Annotated in this window: 22 protein-coding genes; 12 read left to right on the forward strand and 10 right to left on the reverse strand. The window is 57.7% G+C overall.

The window, feature by feature from the left end; translation table 11 throughout:
• Window positions 1-50: 50 nt before the first annotated feature.
• From AC4FIA_RS15235 to AC4FIA_RS15245, 3 genes are all read right to left on the reverse strand, one after another.
• On the reverse strand, window positions 51-506 hold the full coding sequence (locus AC4FIA_RS15235; protein ID WP_234994712.1) for an RDD family protein: 456 nt from the start codon (window positions 504-506) through the stop codon (window positions 51-53).
• A 70-nt stretch (window positions 507-576) separates the two neighbouring features.
• On the reverse strand, window positions 577-999 hold the full coding sequence (locus AC4FIA_RS15240) for a DUF2852 domain-containing protein (RefSeq protein ID WP_490366560.1): 423 nt from the start codon (window positions 997-999) through the stop codon (window positions 577-579).
• 113 nt (window positions 1,000-1,112) lie between these two features.
• A complete protein-coding gene (locus AC4FIA_RS15245; protein WP_490366561.1) occupies window positions 1,113-1,580 on the reverse strand; it encodes a YbaK/EbsC family protein in 468 nt (155 codons plus the stop codon).
• Window positions 1,581-1,679: 99 nt separating this feature from the next.
• Here AC4FIA_RS15245 and AC4FIA_RS15250 point away from each other — a divergent pair, with 99 nt between their 5' ends.
• Both AC4FIA_RS15250 and AC4FIA_RS15255 read left to right on the forward strand, forming a co-directional pair.
• Complete coding sequence (locus AC4FIA_RS15250) at window positions 1,680-4,466, forward strand: bifunctional [glutamine synthetase] adenylyltransferase/[glutamine synthetase]-adenylyl-L-tyrosine phosphorylase (protein ID WP_490366562.1); 2,787 nt, start codon at window positions 1,680-1,682, stop codon at window positions 4,464-4,466.
• Between the two features lie 3 nt (window positions 4,467-4,469).
• On the forward strand, window positions 4,470-4,736 hold the full coding sequence (locus AC4FIA_RS15255) for a hypothetical protein (RefSeq protein ID WP_490366563.1): 267 nt from the start codon (window positions 4,470-4,472) through the stop codon (window positions 4,734-4,736).
• On the opposite strand, the gene eda is transcribed toward AC4FIA_RS15255, so the two are convergent.
• Complete coding sequence (eda, locus tag AC4FIA_RS15260) at window positions 4,737-5,384, reverse strand: bifunctional 4-hydroxy-2-oxoglutarate aldolase/2-dehydro-3-deoxy-phosphogluconate aldolase (RefSeq protein WP_490366564.1); 648 nt, start codon at window positions 5,382-5,384, stop codon at window positions 4,737-4,739.
• Window positions 5,385-5,411: 27 nt separating this feature from the next.
• A complete protein-coding gene (gene edd, locus AC4FIA_RS15265) occupies window positions 5,412-7,217 on the reverse strand; it encodes a phosphogluconate dehydratase (protein WP_490366565.1) in 1,806 nt (601 codons plus the stop codon).
• A 276-nt stretch (window positions 7,218-7,493) separates the two neighbouring features.
• Here edd and AC4FIA_RS15270 point away from each other — a divergent pair, with 276 nt between their 5' ends.
• The 4 genes from AC4FIA_RS15270 (at window position 7,494) to AC4FIA_RS15285 (ending at window position 11,157) form a co-directional block, all read left to right on the forward strand.
• Window positions 7,494-8,177: a DUF6778 family protein gene (locus AC4FIA_RS15270; RefSeq protein WP_103909998.1), complete on the forward strand. Its 684-nt coding sequence runs from the start codon at window positions 7,494-7,496 to the stop codon at window positions 8,175-8,177.
• A gap of 41 nt (window positions 8,178-8,218) precedes the next feature.
• A complete protein-coding gene (locus AC4FIA_RS15275) occupies window positions 8,219-9,436 on the forward strand; it encodes an RSP_2647 family RNA methyltransferase (protein WP_287474645.1) in 1,218 nt (405 codons plus the stop codon).
• Between the two features lie 4 nt (window positions 9,437-9,440).
• A complete protein-coding gene (locus AC4FIA_RS15280) occupies window positions 9,441-9,992 on the forward strand; it encodes an RSP_2648 family PIN domain-containing protein (RefSeq protein WP_490366566.1) in 552 nt (183 codons plus the stop codon).
• A 76-nt stretch (window positions 9,993-10,068) separates the two neighbouring features.
• Window positions 10,069-11,157 carry an ABC transporter ATP-binding protein gene (locus AC4FIA_RS15285; protein ID WP_287474649.1) on the forward strand — a complete coding sequence of 363 codons (1,089 nt, stop codon included), beginning with the start codon at window positions 10,069-10,071 and terminating at the stop codon, window positions 11,155-11,157.
• Between the two features lie 3 nt (window positions 11,158-11,160).
• On the opposite strand, the gene AC4FIA_RS15290 is transcribed toward AC4FIA_RS15285, so the two are convergent.
• The 3 genes from AC4FIA_RS15290 to AC4FIA_RS15300 all read right to left on the reverse strand — a co-directional run bounded on the left by AC4FIA_RS15290 (window position 11,161) and on the right by AC4FIA_RS15300 (window position 12,830).
• Window positions 11,161-11,961 carry a glutathione S-transferase family protein gene (locus tag AC4FIA_RS15290; RefSeq protein WP_490366567.1) on the reverse strand — a complete coding sequence of 267 codons (801 nt, stop codon included), beginning with the start codon at window positions 11,959-11,961 and terminating at the stop codon, window positions 11,161-11,163.
• A 37-nt stretch (window positions 11,962-11,998) separates the two neighbouring features.
• Complete coding sequence (locus AC4FIA_RS15295) at window positions 11,999-12,295, reverse strand: hypothetical protein (RefSeq protein ID WP_490366568.1); 297 nt, start codon at window positions 12,293-12,295, stop codon at window positions 11,999-12,001.
• Window positions 12,296-12,386: 91 nt separating this feature from the next.
• Window positions 12,387-12,830, reverse strand: coding sequence for a cupin domain-containing protein (locus AC4FIA_RS15300; protein ID WP_490366569.1), 444 nt, complete (start codon window positions 12,828-12,830; stop codon window positions 12,387-12,389).
• Between the two features lie 112 nt (window positions 12,831-12,942).
• On the opposite strand from AC4FIA_RS15300, the gene AC4FIA_RS15305 reads away from it, so the two are divergent.
• Window positions 12,943-13,881 carry a LysR family transcriptional regulator gene (locus AC4FIA_RS15305; RefSeq protein ID WP_490366570.1) on the forward strand — a complete coding sequence of 313 codons (939 nt, stop codon included), beginning with the start codon at window positions 12,943-12,945 and terminating at the stop codon, window positions 13,879-13,881.
• Here AC4FIA_RS15305 and AC4FIA_RS15310 read toward each other — a convergent pair.
• Window positions 13,878-14,552, reverse strand: coding sequence for a helix-turn-helix transcriptional regulator (locus AC4FIA_RS15310; protein ID WP_490366571.1), 675 nt, complete (start codon window positions 14,550-14,552; stop codon window positions 13,878-13,880). The genes AC4FIA_RS15305 and AC4FIA_RS15310 overlap by 4 nt on opposite strands.
• Window positions 14,553-14,744: 192 nt before the next feature.
• Here AC4FIA_RS15310 and AC4FIA_RS15315 point away from each other — a divergent pair, with 192 nt between their 5' ends.
• The 5 genes from AC4FIA_RS15315 to AC4FIA_RS15335 all read left to right on the forward strand — a co-directional run bounded on the left by AC4FIA_RS15315 (window position 14,745) and on the right by AC4FIA_RS15335 (window position 17,594).
• On the forward strand, window positions 14,745-14,966 hold the full coding sequence (locus tag AC4FIA_RS15315; RefSeq protein ID WP_490366572.1) for a twin-arginine translocase TatA/TatE family subunit: 222 nt from the start codon (window positions 14,745-14,747) through the stop codon (window positions 14,964-14,966).
• Window positions 14,967-14,972: 6 nt separating this feature from the next.
• The gene (gene tatB / locus AC4FIA_RS15320; RefSeq protein WP_490366573.1) at window positions 14,973-15,413 is read left to right on the forward strand and encodes a Sec-independent protein translocase protein TatB; all 441 of its coding nucleotides are present in this window, start codon (window positions 14,973-14,975) and stop codon (window positions 15,411-15,413) included.
• The gene (gene tatC, locus AC4FIA_RS15325) at window positions 15,410-16,318 is read left to right on the forward strand and encodes a twin-arginine translocase subunit TatC (protein ID WP_490366574.1); all 909 of its coding nucleotides are present in this window, start codon (window positions 15,410-15,412) and stop codon (window positions 16,316-16,318) included. The genes tatB and tatC overlap by 4 nt, the downstream gene beginning before the upstream one ends.
• A complete protein-coding gene (locus AC4FIA_RS15330; protein WP_103909986.1) occupies window positions 16,318-17,163 on the forward strand; it encodes an ATP-binding protein in 846 nt (281 codons plus the stop codon). The genes tatC and AC4FIA_RS15330 overlap by 1 nt, the downstream gene beginning before the upstream one ends.
• A gap of 65 nt (window positions 17,164-17,228) precedes the next feature.
• Window positions 17,229-17,594, forward strand: coding sequence for a VOC family protein (locus AC4FIA_RS15335; protein WP_490366575.1), 366 nt, complete (start codon window positions 17,229-17,231; stop codon window positions 17,592-17,594).
• 40 nt (window positions 17,595-17,634) lie between these two features.
• Here the strand turns inward: AC4FIA_RS15335 and AC4FIA_RS15340 are convergent, their stop codons facing one another.
• A complete protein-coding gene (locus AC4FIA_RS15340) occupies window positions 17,635-18,822 on the reverse strand; it encodes a peptidoglycan DD-metalloendopeptidase family protein (protein ID WP_490366576.1) in 1,188 nt (395 codons plus the stop codon).
• Window positions 18,823-18,840: the final 18 nt, after the last annotated feature.

Below are 18,840 nucleotides of genomic sequence, written 5' to 3' on the forward strand. Positions count from 1 at the left end.
GGGTTGGCTTAGCCCGTGATTTGAACAGTGCCAAGCCCCGGACGGCGGATTTATCCGCGCTTGTTGATCATAACGGTTCCAAGCGCCAAATCGCTTAGTCCCTGACCACGTTCCGTTGTCACCATCAGAAGGACAGAGGCCAACTGGATGATCGCGGTTGTAACGGACAGCGTGTAGCCAGCGGTGTGCAGGAAGGCCATTCCGCCATCCAGACGATCGCCGTCGGCGTCACGCAATTCGATGGCCATCATCCGCATGCCCCAAGTCGCCGAGCCGGTGGAAATGGTGACCCAGCGGTAGACAAAGCTGACCATCAGCCACAGGAAGGGCAGGAAGAACAGTCCCACGAAGGCGGTCATGATAACCACGGGGACCAAAAGGGCTGCGACCAGAACCGCGTCGATGACCCAGGCCACGGCCCGTTTGATCACCACGCCGTCGTAAAATTCGGGCTGACGAACCGGATCGGGCAGGTGGTTCATTTCATAGTCGGTTGTGCGGTACATGCTGTCCTCTCAAAATCATTCCGCTGGAATGGCGGGGCCGGTATTGGCCCCTGACCTTATTCAGATGCGCTTAGGCGTCTTCGGTTTCAACCGTTTTCGCCTTGGTGGCGCGGTCTTCCATGAACTGGTCGAACTCGGCCTTGTCACGGGCGTCGCGCAGGCGCTTCAGGAACTCTTCGAACTGCTGCTGTTCATCTTCCAGACGGCGCAGCGTTTCTGCTTTGTAGCTGTCAAAGGCCGAGTTGCCCGAGGGGCGCATGGCCGAGAAGCCGGATTTAAGGTGATTTGCGTGTTTGCGCTTGCTGCATCCGAACATGCGTTTGCTCCAGATCATGTAAAAGAGAAGGGCGAGTCCAACGGGCCAGAAGAAGATGAAGCCCAGGACCATTGCGGCGATCCATGCGCCTTTGCCTTTGCTGTCCAGCCAAGCCTCTGCCCGCCGGAGCCAGCCGGGATGGGCGGTCAGCGAAGACGTTGTGTCGGTATATGTCATAGTGGTCTCCGGTGTGGTTATCGATCAATGTGAATGCTTTTCACATTCAATAGATCGGGACCGGAGGGGCGGGTTTCAATGGTTAATGTGAAAGTTTTTTACATTAACTGATATTATTCAATAAAATCAGAAATTTTCGCGCCAGAAATCTTTTCCAAACCGGTCGGGGAAATGCCAAAAACATGCCGTGGGGTGCCCGCGGCCCCCCAAACTTCGCTGAAATCCAGCAGGCGCGGGTCCATCCATGCGCGGATCGGGGACAGGTGCCCGATCGGGGCGACGCCACCGATGGCAAAGCCTGTATGCGACCGAATAACCTGCGCATCGGATTTGCCTAGGGCCGTTCCTGCGACCACTGAGGCTTTCTCGATATCCACCTTATTGCCGCCAGCCGTCAGGAACAGAACGGGTAGGCCGGTGTCTTCGGCCTGAAAGATGATGGACTTGGCGATCTGGTCCAAGTCACATCCAACTGAGGCAGCAGCCTCAGCGGCTGTCCGCGCTTGTCCGACCTCAAGGATATTCGCCACCAAACCGTGGCTTTCCAATGCGGCTTTCACACGTTTCAGGCTCTTGCTCATATCCGCTCCTTTTTTCGAGGACCGTGATGGGAATTTTCCACAACTGCAAGGGCTCCTGCCCACTTGTCACCGGACCGCGCCCGTGACCATGCTGCGGATATGAGACTCAGTAATGCCATCACCCGCATGCCGCGCCCGTTCTCCAAAGGGCACCTTGGGGATTTCCAGCAAGCCGTTCCATGGGCAAGCGGAGATATCTTTGATCTTTTGCAAGGCACGGCGGGGTCCAGCCCCTATTTGCACGGGTTGATCGTGAAAGAGGCCGAGTGGCTGGAAAGCGCGCTGGATGATCTGGACGGCGCTTTGCCTGCTGTCTTTACCGCGCTTCGCGAAGGACCTGTTGATAAACGTGCCGCTGATTTGCGGATTGCGAAACGCCGCGTGGCGCTTCTGACCGCATTGGCGGATTTGTCCGGCGCTTGGCAGTTGGAGCAGGTCACAGGTGCTTTGTCGGATTTTGCCGATCTGGCCGTGCAACTGGCGATCGAGGCAACCGTCGGGGCCGAAATCCGTCGCGGTAAAATTCCCGGTGCGACTGAGGATGACATCGGCGTCGGGGCAGGGCTTGTGGCCTTGGCCATGGGCAAAATGGGGGCAGGGGAACTTAACTATTCCTCGGACATCGACCTGATCTGCCTGTTCGATGAAACCCGCTTTGACCGAGACGATTTTCTGGATGCCCGCGCAGGTCTTATCAAAGCCACGCGCAACATGTCCAAGATGCTGAACGATCTAACCGCCGAGGGTTACGTGTTCCGCACCGATTTGCGTCTGCGCCCCGATCCGGCGGTTACGCCCGTCTGCGTTTCGATGGACGCGGCCGAGCATTATTACGAAAGCCTCGGGCGCACATGGGAACGCGCCGCCTATATCAAGGCGCGGGCTGCTGCGGGGGATATCAAGGCAGGTGAACAGTTCCTGAACACCATCCGCCCGTTTGTCTGGCGCCGCCATCTGGATTTCGCGGCTATTCAGGACGCCCACGACATGCGCCTGAAAATCCGCGAACACAAAGGGCTGGGTGGGCCGATCACGCTGGACGGCCACAACATGAAGCTGGGTCGTGGCGGTATCCGCGAGATCGAATTCTTTACCCAGACTCGCCAGTTGATCTCGGGTGGGCGTGATCCCGATTTGCGGGTCAGGGGCACGGTCGACGGCCTGCGCGTTCTGACCGCCAAGGGCTGGGTGCCCGAAGACGCCTCGGACAAGCTGATCGAACACTACCGCGCGCACCGCGAGGTCGAACATCGGGTGCAGATGATCCAAGACGCCCAGACCCACGATCTGCCGCGTTCACCCGACGGGTTTGAGCGTTTGGCGGCATTGTCCGGTCTGAATGTGGATGACATGAAACGGGATATTTCCCAACGTTTGGAAGAGGTTCACGCCCTAACTGAAAGCTTTTTCGCGCCTGATGCGACGGCTGCAAAGCCTGATGAAGACGAGGATACCTTCGGTGAAAAGCTGATTGCCCGCTGGCCCAGCTATCCCGCTATGCGATCATCGCGTGCGACCGAAATTTTCGAACGCTTGCGTCCCGACATCGTGCGGCGATTGAAAGCGTCTGCGCGTCCGGATGAGGCGTTGGTGGCCTTTGATGGCTTCCTTGCCGGATTGCCCGCAGGCGTGCAGCTGTTTTCCCTGTTCGAGGCCAATCCCCAGCTTGTTGACCTGCTGATCGACATCGTGACCATGTCACCCGAACTGGCGCGCTACCTGTCGCAAAACGCCCGTGTGTTCGACGCGGTTCTGGGCGGCGATTTCTTTGCGCCTTGGGTGGGTGTGGAAAAACTAACCGCTGATCTGGCCGAGGCTCTGGAGAGCGAAAAGGATTACGAACGCAAACTGGACGCATCGCGGCGTCATGGGAAGGAATGGCATTTCCGGATCGGTGTGCACCTGCTGCGCGGGTTGATCACCGCAACAGAGGCCGCAGCGCAATACGCGGAACTGGCCGAAGCAACGCTTGCCAGCCTGTGGCCCGTTGTCGTGGCCGAATTTGCCCGCAAATACGGCCCTCCGCCGGGTAAGGGCGCAGCTGTGATCGGCATGGGCAGCCTAGGGGCAGGGCAAATGCATGCACGCTCCGATCTGGACGTGATCGTCATCTACGATGCGGACGGGGCCGAGATGTCCGATGGTCCGAAATCCCTAAGTGTTCGGCCCTATTACGCACGGTTGACGCAGGCCTTGGTCACGGCAGTCACCGCGCCGATGTCCGAGGGGCGGATTTACGAAATCGATATGCGCCTGCGCCCGTCTGGTAATCAGGGGCCTGTGGCGACCAGCCTGACGTCGTTCAAAGACTACCAGCAAAATCAGGCATGGTTGTGGGAACATCTGGCGCTGACCCGCGCGCGTGCCGTTGCGGGCGAGGCTGCGCTTGGCCAAGAGGTGATGGCCTTCCGCGATGAGCTGCTGTCACAGCCGCAAGACCGCGCAAAGGTGCTGAAAGAAGTGTCCGACATGCGTGACCGCATCGCGCAGGCCAAGGGCGATGGCGGTATCTGGGACTTCAAGATCGGGCGCGGCAAGATGCAAGAGATCGAACTGCTATCCCAAGCTGGCGCGTTGTTGTGCACTGGCGCGCCGCCAGCCAACGTCCCCTTGTCTCTGAAATCGGCGGCTGAGTGCGGATGGCTTGATCCGGACACGTCCCAGCATCTGGCCGAGACCTACAAGAAACTGTGGGCCCTTCAGTGTGGGGCAAAGCTTTTGAGCGGCGAGCAGATTGATCCCGAGCAGACCGCGGAAAGCTCGGCGCAGTTCTTGTGCCGTCTGGCGGGTGCTTCTGATTTCCAAGAACTCGAAGCAACACTAAGAGTGGCAGTTGAAACAGCGGCGCAGATGATTGATCAATCACTGCAAGCGGCAGAGGGCTAGGGCATGAACAAAGGTGACACATTAGATCCGCGCGGATTGATCGCGGAAAGCTACGCAATCGAGGGCATTTCCATCGAGGATTGCCGTACCATCTTTATGGACTGGGCCCTAAGCCATCCTGTGGACAGTGACACGGGCGAGTTGATCAAGCAGCTGATCGACCGCCATGGTCAGGAAGGCCACCCGATGACGCAGGTTTTGCGGGAAGGGTTGGGCGGCATGCAGGCGCCACGCCGCCGTGGCGGGTGGCGCAGCAGACCGCGGAACTGATCAGGAAACAGGCAGGCTCGCCGCTTCGCGGGCCAGTTCCTCAATCGCTTTCCAGTCGCCAGCAGCGACCAGGTTGGCGGGCGCAACCCAGCTACCGCCTGCACAAAGCGTGTTGGACAGCGACAGGTAGTCATTGGCGTTTTTCAGCGACACGCCACCGGTCGGACAGAATTTGACCTGCGGTAGCGGGGCGCCGATGGCCTTCAGCGCAGGCGCACCGCCGTTGGCTTCGGCTGGGAAGAACTTCTGAACGGTATAGCCACGTTCCAGAAGGCGCATCACTTCGGACGATGTTGCAGCACCGGGCAGCAGAGGCAGACCTGCCTCTTCACAGGCTGTCAGGATCGCGTCTGTGGCACCGGGCGACACGCCAAAGGTCGCGCCAGCGGCTACAGCTGCGTCTACATCCGCCTTGGTCAGCAAGGTACCCGCGCCGACGCGGCCACCTTCAACCTGGGCCATCTCGCGGATCACGTCCAGCGCGGCGTCGGTGCGCAGTGTCACTTCCAGGACCGGCAGGCCGCCTGCGACCAGTGCCTCGGCCAAGGGGCGGGCCTTGCTGGCGTCTTCGACGACCAGCACAGGGATGATCGGCGCCAGACGGCACAGTTCTTCGTTACGTTTGCTTGCTTCCTGAGGGGTGATCATAAATTCTGTCCCAAATGTATTGTGCAATTAGACGACGACGCCCGCGCCGTTCGAGGCAAGGCCAACATTGCGGCGGAAGACCTCGAACAACTCGCGGCCTACGCCATGGCCGTTGTCAGACAGGTTTGCTGACACAGGCGCGCGGCTGTCAAAATCTTCGGCCATGCAGGTGATTTCGCCTTTCACAGCGTCGACGCGAATGATGTCACCATCACGAACACGGGCCAGCGGGCCACCTGCGGCGGCTTCGGGCGAGATGTGGATGGCAGAGGGCACCTTGCCGGATGCGCCGGACATACGGCCATCGGTGACAAGGGCCACTTTCAAACCGCGATCCTGCAGAACAGCCAGTGTCGGTGTCAGCGAATGCAGTTCCGGCATCCCGTTGGCCTGCGGGCCTTGGAAGCGGACAACTACAACGGTGTCTTCTGTGAATTCGCCGTTTTTGAAAGCTGTTTTCACATCTTCCTGATCGTGGAAGATACGTGCCTTTGCCTCGATCACATGGCGTTCAGGGGCAACGGCTGAAATCTTCATCATGCCGTGGCCTAGATTGCCGTACAGCTGTTTCAGGCCGCCTGTCGGCTGGAACGGATCAGAGGCAGAGCGCAGGATTTTGTCGTTCTGGCTTTTGCCGTCACCGTCTTCATAGACCAGTTCGCCGTCTTTCAGCTTCGGCTCTTTGGTGTAAAGCGACAGGCCGTCACCGGCGACGGTTTTCACGTCGTTGTGCAGCAGGCCTTCGGACAGCAAATCGCCAATCATGTAGGACAGACCGCCTGCGGCGTGGAAATGGTTCACGTCGGCCAGACCGTTCGGATAAACCTTGGCCATCAGCGGGGTGACGTTCGAGATATCGTCGAAATCTTCCAGTTCCAGCGCGATACCGGCAGCGCGGGCCATCGCGGGCAGGTGCAGCACAAGGTTGGTGGACCCACCGGTTGCCATCAAGCCGACCAAACCGTTTACAAAGGCCTTGGCATCCAGAATGTCACTGACTGGGCGGTAGTCATTGCCAAGCGCGGTGATTTCCAGCGCGCGTTCCGTGCCTGCCTTGGTCAATGCGTCACGCAGAGGCGTGTTGGGGTTCACAAAAGACGCACCGGGCAGATGCAGACCCATGAACTCCATCAACATCTGGTTCGAGTTCGCGGTGCCGTAGAAAGTGCAGGTGCCCGGACCGTGATACGAGGCCATCTCGGCTTCCATCAGCTTGTCACGGCCAACTTCGCCGGTTGCGAACTGCTGGCGGACTTTGGCTTTTTGGTCGTTGGGCAGGCCGGATGTCATCGGACCCGCGGGCAGGAAGATGCCGGGGATGTATCCGAATGTGGCTGCGGCGATGACGAGACCGGGCACGATTTTATCGCAAACGCCCAGATACAAAGCCGAGTCATAGACGTTATGGGACAGGGACACGCCCGCAGCCAGTGCGATCACGTCGCGGGAAAACAGCGACAGTTCCATGCCGACCTGACCTTGTGTCACGCCATCACACATTGCAGGCACGCCACCGGCCACCTGCGCGGTTGCGCCTTTCAGACGCGCGGCTTCGCGGATTTGGGCTGGGTAGGTTTCAAAAGGCTGATGCGCGGACAGCATATCGTTGTAGGCGGTGACGATCCCGATGTTTGGGGCCTTGGCGTCGGCCAGGGCGGATTTGTCATCGCCCATAGCGGCGTAAGCGTGGGCCTGGTTGCCACAGGTCAGATGCGCGCGGCGAGGGCCTTCTTCGGCGGCGCGGCGCATACGATCCAAATATGTGGCGCGCATTTTCTCGGACCGTTTTTCGATCCGTTCGGTAACTTTGGCGATTGTGGGGTTAACAGTCATAGCTGGCGACCTATCCGGTTGCGACGTTTGGGGGCGTCATACTTCGGTTAGCGCTAACAGTAAACCCAAAAGCCGAAAATTAAAACCGCCTATTATAAGGAGCATATTCCGGCAGGTTTCGCGACGTTCGGAACGGAATTGTGGAATGTGAAATGTGTCAAATCCGGACTGACCGGCCACGATAAATCGTTCTTTCGTCAGGGCTAAGCCAAATTCGCGCCTCAATTTGAAGCGAATTATCGAAAGATACGAAATATCTCTTATGGGGACATTGTGATGTCGATCGTAAAGAAAATCTGTGTGCTGGGCCTGATGGCCGCGCTGTCCGCCTGTGGTGCAGCCGATACAGCAACCCGTGGCGGCACCGGCATCGCAGCCGGCCCTGCATTCGCCCCGGTAGAAACAACTGCCGCCGTCGAAGCGGATGTTCAGGCCGCGACCGCACCGGTCGTTCGCATTGTCGATTTCAAAGTCGACGTTCCGACAAGCCTGCGTGTGTCCGAGGCAAACATGTATTACCCGCTGGGTGACATCGTTTGGCGCGGTGACCCGCTGGGCAACCGCTATGAACAGGTGCGCGCGATCTTCCAAGACAGCCTGCGACTGTCCAGCAGCAAGCTGACAGGTGACGTTCCGGTGGCCGTTGAAGTGACCGTCAAGCGTTTCCACAGCCTGACAGAGAAAACGCGCTACACCGTTGGTGGCGTTCACAGCATCACCTTTGATCTGACCATCCGTCACGCGGTTACAGGCCAGACGCTGTTGAACAACAAAACAGTCAAAGCTGACCTGAAAGGGTTCGGTGGGGTTCGTGCTATCGAGGCGGAAAGCCGTGGTCACACACAGAAATACCGCATCACCCAGCATCTGGCGCGCGTCTTCCAGGAAGAGTTGACACCGGATCAGGTACTGAGCACTTCGACTGTTGGTCTGGTACAAAATCAGCCGGGCGCTCTTTAAGACCGCTTTTAAATGGCTGTGACCCGATATAAGGGGGCTGTATGACACAGCCCCCTTCTTCTTTGCCCGCATCAGACCTTCCCGTTGTCCGCCTTAAGCCCAAGGCCAATGCCCGCGCGATCCGCCGCGGCTTTCCTTGGGTCTATGCCAACGAAATGGTTCTGGACCGGCGCACCAGCAAAATGCCTGCAGGCACGATTGCTGTTCTTGAGGATAACGAGCGCAAGGAAATCGCGCTGGTTACCGTGAACCCGAACTCCAAGATCGTTTGCCGCGTTCTGGACCGTGACACACGGGACGTGCCGGATCGGGCTTGGTTTGCGAACCGTCTGGACAAAGCGCATTCCTTGCGTGAACGCCTGTTCGATGCGCCGTTCTACCGTCTGGTTCATGCCGAAGCGGATGAACTGCCCGGTGTTATTATCGACCGGTTCGGTGACACCGCGGTGATCCAGCCCAACGCGGCTTGGGCGGACGTTTTGTTGCAGCAGCTGACAGATGCCTTGGTTGATGTCACAGGCGTGAAGAACGTCATCAAGAACGCGGGCGGCCGTGGTCGTCAGCTTGAAGGGCTGGACAACGAAGACAAGGTTCTGGTTGGTTCCATGCCTGAGGGGCCGCTGCCTGTTGTCATGAATGGCGCGACCTATTTTGCCGATCTGTCCGGCGGGCAAAAGACCGGCTTGTTCTACGATCAACGCCCGAACCATGGCTTTGCCGCACGTCTGGCGGATGGTCAGCGTGTTCTTGACGTCTTTTCGCACGTTGGTGGGTTCGGTCTGGCCGCATTGGCTGGTGGCGCGACCTCTGCGCTTTGTGTGGATGGATCGGCAGCAGCACTGGAACTGGCGGCAAAAGGGGCCGAGGCCAGTGGCATGTCGGATCGGTTTGAGGCGCGTCAGGGCGATGCGTTCGACACGCTTTCCGCGCTGAATGAGGCTGGTGAAAAATTCGGTCTGGTGATTTGTGATCCGCCAGCCTTTGCTCCGGCAAAACCGGCTTTGGATGCGGGCCTTCGCGCCTACGAACGTATCGCGCGTCTGGCGTCGGGTTTGGTTGAGGAAAACGGCTATCTGGTTCTGTGTTCCTGTTCCCATGCCGCAGACCTCAGCGCCTTTACCGGTGCGTGCCTTCGCGGCATCGGTCGGGCAGGGCGTCGTGCGCAATTGATCCACACCGGTCAGGCTGGCCCTGATCACCCGCTGATGCCGCAACTGGCAGAGTCCGGCTATCTAAAATCGTTGGTCTTCCGGCTGTAACATCGTGAAGGTCCTGATCGACACCTGTGTTTTGTACCCCACGGTCATGCGTGAGGTTATCTTGGGTGTTGCAAAAACAGGGGCGTTCACGCCGCTTTGGTCCGCGCGTATCCTAGAAGAATGGGCACGCGCGGCTCGCAAACTCGGCCCGGATGGCGAGGCGCAGGCGCGATCGGAAATCGCAATGATCCGCCGCGACTGGCCGAATGCCGAGGTGACATGGAACCCGTCGCTTGAGGCGCGTTTGTGGTTGCCGGATAAAAATGACCTGCACGTTCTAGCGGCGGCGATTTCCGGTTCGGCGGATATCATCCTGACCATGAACGCCAGTGACTTTCCCAGAAACACATTGTCGGAAGAAGGGGTCAGCCGTGCCGACCCCGACGCATTCCTGTTGGGCATCGCCCAAACTGATCCCGAAGGCGTTCAGGCCGTGTGTCAATCTGTCCTGTCCGAAGCCCGCCGCCTGTCCGGAGAGGCTTGGGAACTCAGGCCTTTGCTGAAAAAGGCGCGCCTTCCACGACTGGCGAAAGCGATGGCAAATTCAGCGCTTTGACTTGCGAAGCTGGGCTTGCGCTGATAGGCGCATATAAAAGCTGATAAATTCCATCGGTTATATCTGAGGTTCAGACGTGAGCGCCGCCAAACCCCGTCTTGAAATCCGAAATCTGACGCGTCGGTTTGAAGGAAAAACCGTCGTTGATGATGTGTCTTTGTCCATTCTTCCAGGCTATGTCACCTGTCTTTTGGGGCCGTCGGGCTGCGGGAAATCGACCACGCTGCGCATGATTGCGGGCGTCGATACGCAGGACGAGGGCGAGATTTATCTGGATGGGGCGCTGATCAGCGACAATCAGCATCATATCCCCCCCGAGCAACGCTCGATTGGTCTGATGTTTCAGGACTTCGCGCTGTTTCCCCACCTAAGCGTCGCTGAAAACGTGGCCTTTGGCCTGAACGGTCCCAAGGCCGAGCAACGCAAGCGGGTTGAGACCCTGTTGGATCGCGTCGGTCTGATGCATCACATCGATGCCTTTCCGCATGAATTGTCCGGCGGGGAACAGCAACGTGTGGCTTTGGCCCGCGCATTGGCGCCCAAGCCCCGTGTGATGCTGATGGATGAACCGTTTTCCGGTTTGGACAACCGTCTGCGTGATGGCATTCGGGACGAGACACTAGCGCTGTTGAAGGAAGAAGGCACCAGCGTTTTGTTGGTCACGCATGAACCCGAAGAAGCGATGCGCATGGCCGACGAAATCGCGTTGATGCGCGGCGGCAAGATTGTTCAGCGTGGAGCGCCATACAATATCTATAACGCGCCAGTTGATCGCGCAGCAGTCTCATTTTTCAGCGATATCAACGTGCTAGAAGGTGAAGTTCGCGGCGCTTTGACCGAAACGCCCTTTGGCCAGTTCCTTGCGCCGGGCGTGCCGGATGGTGGACGGGTGGATATTGTTTTTAGACCCCAACATGTGGGCATCGATTTTGATCGCGGTGGTCGCGGGCCTTTGCCAACGGCGGCACAGGGCACGCCCGCCCGCGGTATCGTTGAACGCGCGCGTTTCATGGGGTCTGAAAGCCTTGTTGAGTTTCGGATGGACTACAACAACGAGGTTTTGAAAGCCACGGTGCCGAATGTGTTCCTGCCCAAGCCGGGAACGCCGCTTTGGCTGACGGTACGTCGGGACCGTTGTTTTGTGTTTCCGCAGAAAAAGTCCTGAAGATTAGGCAATTAAACCCAGTTCTGTGTCACTTGCCGTGCCGGCGTATTTGTCTTTCGGCGGCATCGGGCGTTCGCGCCAATCGGGTTCGAACACAAAGCTGGACAGTTTTCGGCCTTCGACCAATGCACCGTTTCCTGCGCCCATTGCGTAGTCATAGTACAGCTTCACGATTTGATCGTAGGTGACTTGATGCGCCGCAGGATGTTCGATGCAGGCATCTTGCCAAAGGCGGACACGGGCGAAATCGGGACCGTCTGGTAGGGCGAAGTCTTCGAAATAATCGAGAAACCAGAAACGTTGGAACATCGGCGTAAAGACGGTTTCTGCCAACCCGTAGTCATCGAACAGAAACGTCCCATGCGGATTGTGTTCAACCAGAAAGTCGTTCAGTTCGCGATAAAGACCCAGCATTTTGGCCTCATGTTCACTGCGCTGGTCTTTGTTCTGATTCATGACGAACAGATAGCCCGCCATGGTAAAGGGGCCTTCCTTTGCGACCAGCATGGACTCGATCGCGTGCTCTAGCGGATCGCTTCGGCGTAGGGTTGGACCTGACAGTGCCTCGTCCAAAAACCGCAGGATCACCAGACTTTCTTTTACGATCTGTCCATCAGGGGTTTCCAGAACGGGCAGGGCGGTTGTGCCCCGCGTTTTGGCAAGAAGTTCGGGATCGCGGGGTTTGGTGATGTCGATAACGCGAAACTCGACGGCATCGCGCTGTCCTTTCAACTCCAGCATAATCTCAAGCCGTTGGGAAAACGGGCAAACGGGGATGTGGTAGACGATATATTTGTCTGTCATAGCAATGCGTTCCTCAAATCTCCGTTTACCCGCGTCTTCAGGCTGGGATGCGGTGTTTCGCGACCACAAAGGTGAAGATCAGCATCGACACAACGGTAAGGATCGACCCGATCTTGGCCAGCACTTCGCCCTGTCCGGTGATCGCAAACACGATGCCGGGGATCAGTACGACCACTGACAGAACGGCCAGAACAAGATGTATCGCCGCGATGCGGGATTGCGCGGCTGCGGGGGATAGCGCGTAATAAGTGCCGAACACTGCCATCGCGACAAAGCCCAGCAGGTTCAAATGACCATGTGCAGGTGAAAGAAGGTGGTCGCCCGATGCGGACATTTGGATGCCCCAAGCCATACCACACAATGCCGAGAGAGCCGCAAGAATGTAAAAGTAGGATGCAATCTGTTTTATGTTTCTGTCCCTGTTTTTAATCTAAAGGTGGACCAGTGAAGGTCATGTTGTGCCGCGCCGCAACTGCGTCGACGGCGGGCATGTCGTCTGGAATTGCGAACTGACCTTCGGCCATGTCCGCGAAAAAACCTTCGAAACCGCCGGGCGTCAGAATGATAAGTTTGCGGCAGGGCTCTTGCCCGATGACCTTGAAGGTGTGCTCTTTCCCACGTGGGATAAAGGCGCTTTGTCCGGCGGTCAGGTCAAATTCGCGCCCTTCAAGCCAGATACGGCATGCTCCGGAAAGAACCACAAAGGTTTCGTCTTCTGCGTGATGGATATGCCGTGGCGGTCCGCTATCAACGGGCGAGGTGGATGCAACAATCGACATCGCGCCATTGGTGGCCTCGGGTGACAAAATTGTTTGGTATGTAACGCCCAGCCATGTCAGCGGGGCGTCTGGATTATGTGTGTCTTTCATCGTTTCACCTTTAAATGCACAGGTCGAAACGAAAGCGCTTCCGTTGACGGTAAGGTATTACCGGTTCATGATATAAGACAAATCTGTAATTTATATAATATCTATCAGCCCGATGAATTTCGCGATCTTTGATCTGAATTTGTTACGTGTTCTGGATGCGTTGTTCCGCGAAGGAAGCACAGTGAAAGCCAGCGCACGGCTTGGGCTATCCCAGCCTGCTGTGTCTTCGTCTTTGTCTCGGTTGCGTCATGCTTTGGATGATCCCTTGTTTGTCCGGCAGGGCAACCGGCTGGTGCCCACGGATTTTGCCGAAAACCTGCGGCATGGGGTGCAGGATGAGTTGAACAGGATCGAGCTGCTTTTGTCCAAGGCGGATGCCTTTGATCCCGAAACGGCGGAAGGGCATTTCAAAATCTCCGGCTCGGATTTTTTTGCCGAATTGCTGATGCCGAATTTGGGTGATCTGCTGACGCGCACTGCGCCAAAACTGCGGGCGCAATTGGTGGATCTTGTACCGGACGACTATCTTGCCAGTCTTGAGCGTTATGACGCGGATCTAGCACTGATCCCCGATTGTGAATTGCCCAGCTGGATCAGCCGCGAACCATTGTTCCGGTCGCCCTTTGTCGTGATCGCGCGGGGCAGTAACCCCGGTGTGGCTGATCTGGAAGACTTCAGCGAAATTCCTATCGACCGGTTTTGCGCCATGCCGCATGTGCTGTTCTCACCCGAGGGCCGGCTGTCGGCGATGGGGGATGCCGCGCTGGCGAAAATCGGTCGGTCGCGGAATGTTGCGATGACGGTTCAGGTGTTTTCAGGCGTATGCAGGGTCGTGCGGGGCAGTGACCTGATCGCGCTAATTCCGGCACAATTGGCGTTGGAATTCAAAAACTCCTACGATCTGAGGATATTCAAAGCCCCCATGCCGATGGATGTCGTGCAGATTGTCGGCATTTGGCATAGCCGGTCTGACAATGCGCCGCTTGCCCGATGGATGCGCCAGCAGGTTTTTGATCTGTGCCGGTCCATGGACATGGCGCCACCAGCCTAAGGTTTTGCGTTTTCAAGCGCCTGATAGTCTTTCAGGCTTTTCCCCGGTTCATCAACGAACAACCCGGGCAGGGGACGCAGGGTATCGACGCGGTCAATCCGGAAGCTGCTGAAAGCACCATCGGTTTCGTCCCACGCAATGCAGGTCCAGATACGACCCCAATAATCCATATGCAGCGGCCGGACATCGTGGGGTTTGGTGTCGTCCAAGAACGTCAGCCGCAGTTTTTGTCGCGCACGCAGGGCTGCGCGGATCGCGGGCATATGTCGGAACCCCTGTGCTGCTTCTGAAAACGGATAGGTGGCAAATCCGAAGCTACGGGCGGCCATGCCTGCGTCTTCGGGCAGAACCGCGTCCATCTTGCTGGCCAGCGTCCGCGCAGCTTCGGCCTGTTCCGGCATGTCAGATGCCGCAACAGCCGCCAAACCGATGTGAAGCGCTTCAAGCTCTGCGTCTGTCAGGTTCATCGGCGGCAGGGTGATTGTCGCACGCGCGGTATAACCCAAACCCCGTTCGCCTTCGACCGGCACGCCAGAAGCCGCCAGCGTGTCCATGTCACGATAGATGGTGCGCAAGGACACGCCCAATTCGGTGGCAAGGTCTTCGGCGCGATGCAGGCCGCCGTCTTTCAGGCGGGTCATCAGTGCATAGAGGCGGTCTGTGCGTTTCATCCCTGATTCTCATGTCATTTTCGCCCATACTGACAAAAACCTGACAACTGACAAGTATATGTCAGTAATTAGTGGGAAATTCCGGCGCTAACAGCGCAATTGCGGTGCTTTTGCCGCTTTCCGAGGGGGCGGGTTGTGGCTAGAACTATTGAGGATATCGCAGGCACGGCCTGCAGTTTTGGGAGAAATGAAATGCTCAACAATATTGGTCTTCCCGGCCTTCTGCTGATCGCCGTTGTCGTGCTTGTGCTGTTCGGCCGTGGCAAGATTTCCGGCCTGATGGGTGAAGTGGGCAAGGGCATCACTGCGTTCAAAAAGGGCGTAAGCGACGGTGCCAAGGAACTGGAAGACGACAGCGCCGAGTCCGCAAAAGACGTGACACCGGAATCCGAGACCGAAAAAGACAAGGTCTAATCCGCCATGTTTGGGATGGGCTGGACCGAGCTGTTGGTCGTTGGCATTGTGGCGCTGATTGTGGTCGGCCCCAAGGATTTGCCTGTGCTGTTCCGCAATATGGGGCGGTTCATGGGCAAGGCCAAAGGTATGGCGCGCGAGTTTTCGCGCGCAATGAACGATGCCGCCAACGAAGCTGGCGTCAGCGACGTGACCAAGACCCTGAAGTCGGCGACAAATCCGCTGGGTTCGGCAATGGACAGCGTTAAGGATGCGGCCCGTGATCTGACCAATTTCGATCCGGATAAACCCGATGCGCCGAAAGCGCCTGAAAAGGACGACCTGCGCAAAAAGATCGAAGCAACGACAGCCCGCAAGGAAGCCGAAAAACGGCAGGCCGAAGCCGAGGCTGCGTTGAAGAAGGCCGAAGAGCTTGAGGCAGCGGCCACCAAGAAGGACGAGGCATGAGCGCACAAGACGAGATCGACGACTCTTCGGCCCCGCTGATTGAACATCTGGCCGAATTGCGCACGCGGTTGATCCGCTGTGTGGTCTATTTCCTGATCGGTATGGTGATCTGCTTTACCGTCGCGACGCCGATCTTCAACTTCCTGACCGCGCCCCTGTGTCAGGTTCTGGCCGAACGTGGTCAGGACTGTGACCTGATCTTTATCTCGCCGCAGGAAGGCTTCTTTGTTGCGATCAAAGTGTCGCTTCTTGGTGGCTTCATGCTGTCTTTTCCTTTTATTGCCAACCAGTTGTGGCGCTTTGTTGCGCCGGGATTGTACAAATCCGAAAAGGGTGCATTCCTGCCGTTTCTGGTGGCGTCGCCTTTCATGTTCATGCTGGGCGCGGCCTTTGCTTTTTATGTCGTAACGCCATTGGCCTACGACTTCTTCCTTGGCTTCCAGCAGTTCGGAACCGGTGGTGAAAGCGTAGAAGGTGGTCAGAATGCAGCGCCTTTGTCGGTTGTGTTTCAAGGCTCTGCGCAGGAATACCTGAACCTGACAGTTAAGTTCATCGTGGCTTTCGGCCTGTGTTTCCAACTGCCGGTTCTGCTGACACTTATGGGTAAGGCGGGTCTGGTTAGCTCCAAAGGGCTGGGCGATGTGCGCAAATACGCAGTGGTCGCCATTCTGGTGCTGGCCGCACTGGTCACACCGCCGGACGTCATTACCCAAATCATCCTGTTCGTTGTGGTATATGGCCTCTACGAAGTGTCGATCTTCCTTGTGCGTCGTGTCGAACGAAAGCGCGAAGCCGATCTTCGGGCACAGGGCCTTTGGGTCGAAGATGACGACGAAATCTTTGACGACGAAGACGAAGAGGCCGACGTCGAAGTTGCCGAGAAATCCGAAGACAGCAAATCCTAATGACTGACACCGATCCGATGATCCGCATTGCCGAGGCGCTAGAGCGCCTCGCGCCGGCCCCGCTGAGCACACCTGACTTTGACGCCGCCGACGCGTTTGTCTGGCATGTGTCGCCAGATCGTCTGGAGCCTGTGCCCGAGGTGTCGCGCATTGATCTGAAGCTGCTTGTCGGCATTGATCGCACCCGTGATACGCTCTTGGAAAACACACGCCAGTTCGCCAAGGGGCTGCCCGCCAACAACGCGCTTCTTTGGGGTTCGCGCGGGATGGGGAAATCTTCGGTGGTTAAGGCGGTGCACGCGGCCGTTCAGGCCGAAGGTTATGATCTGAAAATGGTCGAACTGCAGCGCGAAGACCTACCGTCGGTGTCGCGCCTGTTGAACCATCTGCGCGGCGCGCCCTACCGGTTTTTGTTGTTCTGCGATGACCTGTCATTCTCGCATGACGACCAGCACTACAAGAGCCTGAAGGCCGTGCTGGATGGCGGGATCGAAGGGCGGCCCGAGAACGTTCTGTTCTATGCCACATCCAACCGCCGCCACCTGATGCCGCGCGACATGATCGAAAACGAACGGTCCTCTGCCATCAATCCAGGCGAAGCGGTTGAAGAAAAGGTTTCCCTGTCCGACCGTTTTGGCCTTTGGCTTGGATTCCATCCCTGTACGCAAGATGAATATCTGGCGATGATCGACGGCTACTGTGATGCTTATGGCGTCAAAGTGGATGCAGATGAACTGCGGGCCGAGGCCATTGAATGGCAGGCAACACGCGGATCGCGATCTGGCCGTGTTGCATGGCAGTTCTTTACCGATCTGGCCGGTCGTAAGGGCGTTAAGCTGGGCTAAGCACTATTTGCGTTGCGTATGCTGATGTGGCCTTATCACCGATAAATTTGATGAGGGAGAATTCCATGTCGGCTGCCTTTGGACGTGTCGTGATTTACACCCACAAAATGGCCGAGATGGAAGCCTTCTATCAAAGGCATTTCGGCTTTGATGTGGTCCGCAAAGAAGGGGACCGCATCGTTGAACTTGTTCACCCGAGCACCGGACTGGGGATCTTGTTGCATCCAGCGTCGACGGGCCAGAAAGAAGGGCAGGTTCTGGTCAAGCTGGTGTTCGACGTCGAAGATGTGCCTGCCTTCGTCGCTCGGGCAAAGCATGACGGATTGGCTTTTGGCAAGATTTTTCAAGCAGATGGCTATTGTTTTGCCAATGCAAAAGACCCTTCCAAAAACTCGATCCAAGTTTCCAGCCGGGTCTTTGTCTCTTCATAGTAACGGTCCCTGACCGCTGCTTTGCGCCGTCCAACGGGCGTTAGATGTAGTCGTTGGGATCAACGCTGTCGAAGCCGTCCCGTACCTCGAAGTGCATCCGCGCCGGATCGCCTGCGCGCACTTTGCCGATGGTTTCGCCACGTTTGACGGTGTCACCTTTTTTGACCGTGATCCCATCAATGTGGGTGTAGACGGTCAGAAGGTTGTTGGAGTGTTTGATCACAAGGATCGGAACGCCTTCGGTGTTTGTGGTGATCGCGGCGACTGTGCCGGATTCGGCGGCCTTTACGGCTGTGCCAGCCGGCGCTGCGATGTCGATGCCATCGTTTTTGCCCTTTGCGTAATCGCGAATGATCGACCCTTGGACAGGGATTTGCATCGGGCGGCTGGCCGAAGAGGCAGTCGTTGTTGCGCCCACGTCAGCGACAGGTTCGGCAGGCTTGGCTGCGGTTGTCGTTTCAGCAGGTTTGGTCGCTGCGGCTGTTGTGTCTGCGGGCGGCAGCGGTTTCGATGCCGACGGCGGCGTCGGGGTCGGGCTGCCAGTTCCGGGTGTCGTGGTGGCGGGTTCGACCACACGCTCTTCTGCAGCGTAGGTAACGGGGATCAGCAGATATTGGCCTTCACGGATCGAATAGTTGCGATCAAGGCTGTTCCAGTCCGCCAGCGCACGCGGCGTCACGTTGTACAGCCGTGCGATGGTAAAGGCCGTTTCACCACGCTGGACCTGATGTCGGATCGGTTCAACGCCACCCGTAGTTGTGGCAGTGGTCTGGCTGGGCGTCGGCGCGGCCTGGTCAATGGCGTTGCCTGCAAGTGTTGTGATGTCGATGTTGCCCGCCGGTTTGATCGGGGCGGTGTCCTGTGCGGCGACCCGCGTGGGCAGGGCGACGATTTCGCCTGCGCGAAGGGGATCGAATTCCTTGATGCCGTTGAACCGGGCCAGTTCGTTCACATCCGCGCCGACGCGATCCGCCAGCGTGGAAAGCGTGTCGCCGCGACGGGCGACTGCGACCTGATAGCTGGGGTAGGAAATAACACCGTTTGCATCGGGTTTGGGTTTGGGCGCTGTTGCATTGGCAGCCGCGCTAGCGGTGTCGACGGGGCCACCCAGACGACCACGCAGGTCCAGATCGACGGGGCCTTCACAGGCGGCCACTGTGGTCAGGGCCAATGCCGCCGCACCCAGTCTGGCATTCAGACGCAAAAATGATCGGTTTGTCACTGTCATCTCGATATCCTCAACTGC

It is taken from the genome of Thalassococcus sp. (assembly GCF_982780845.1).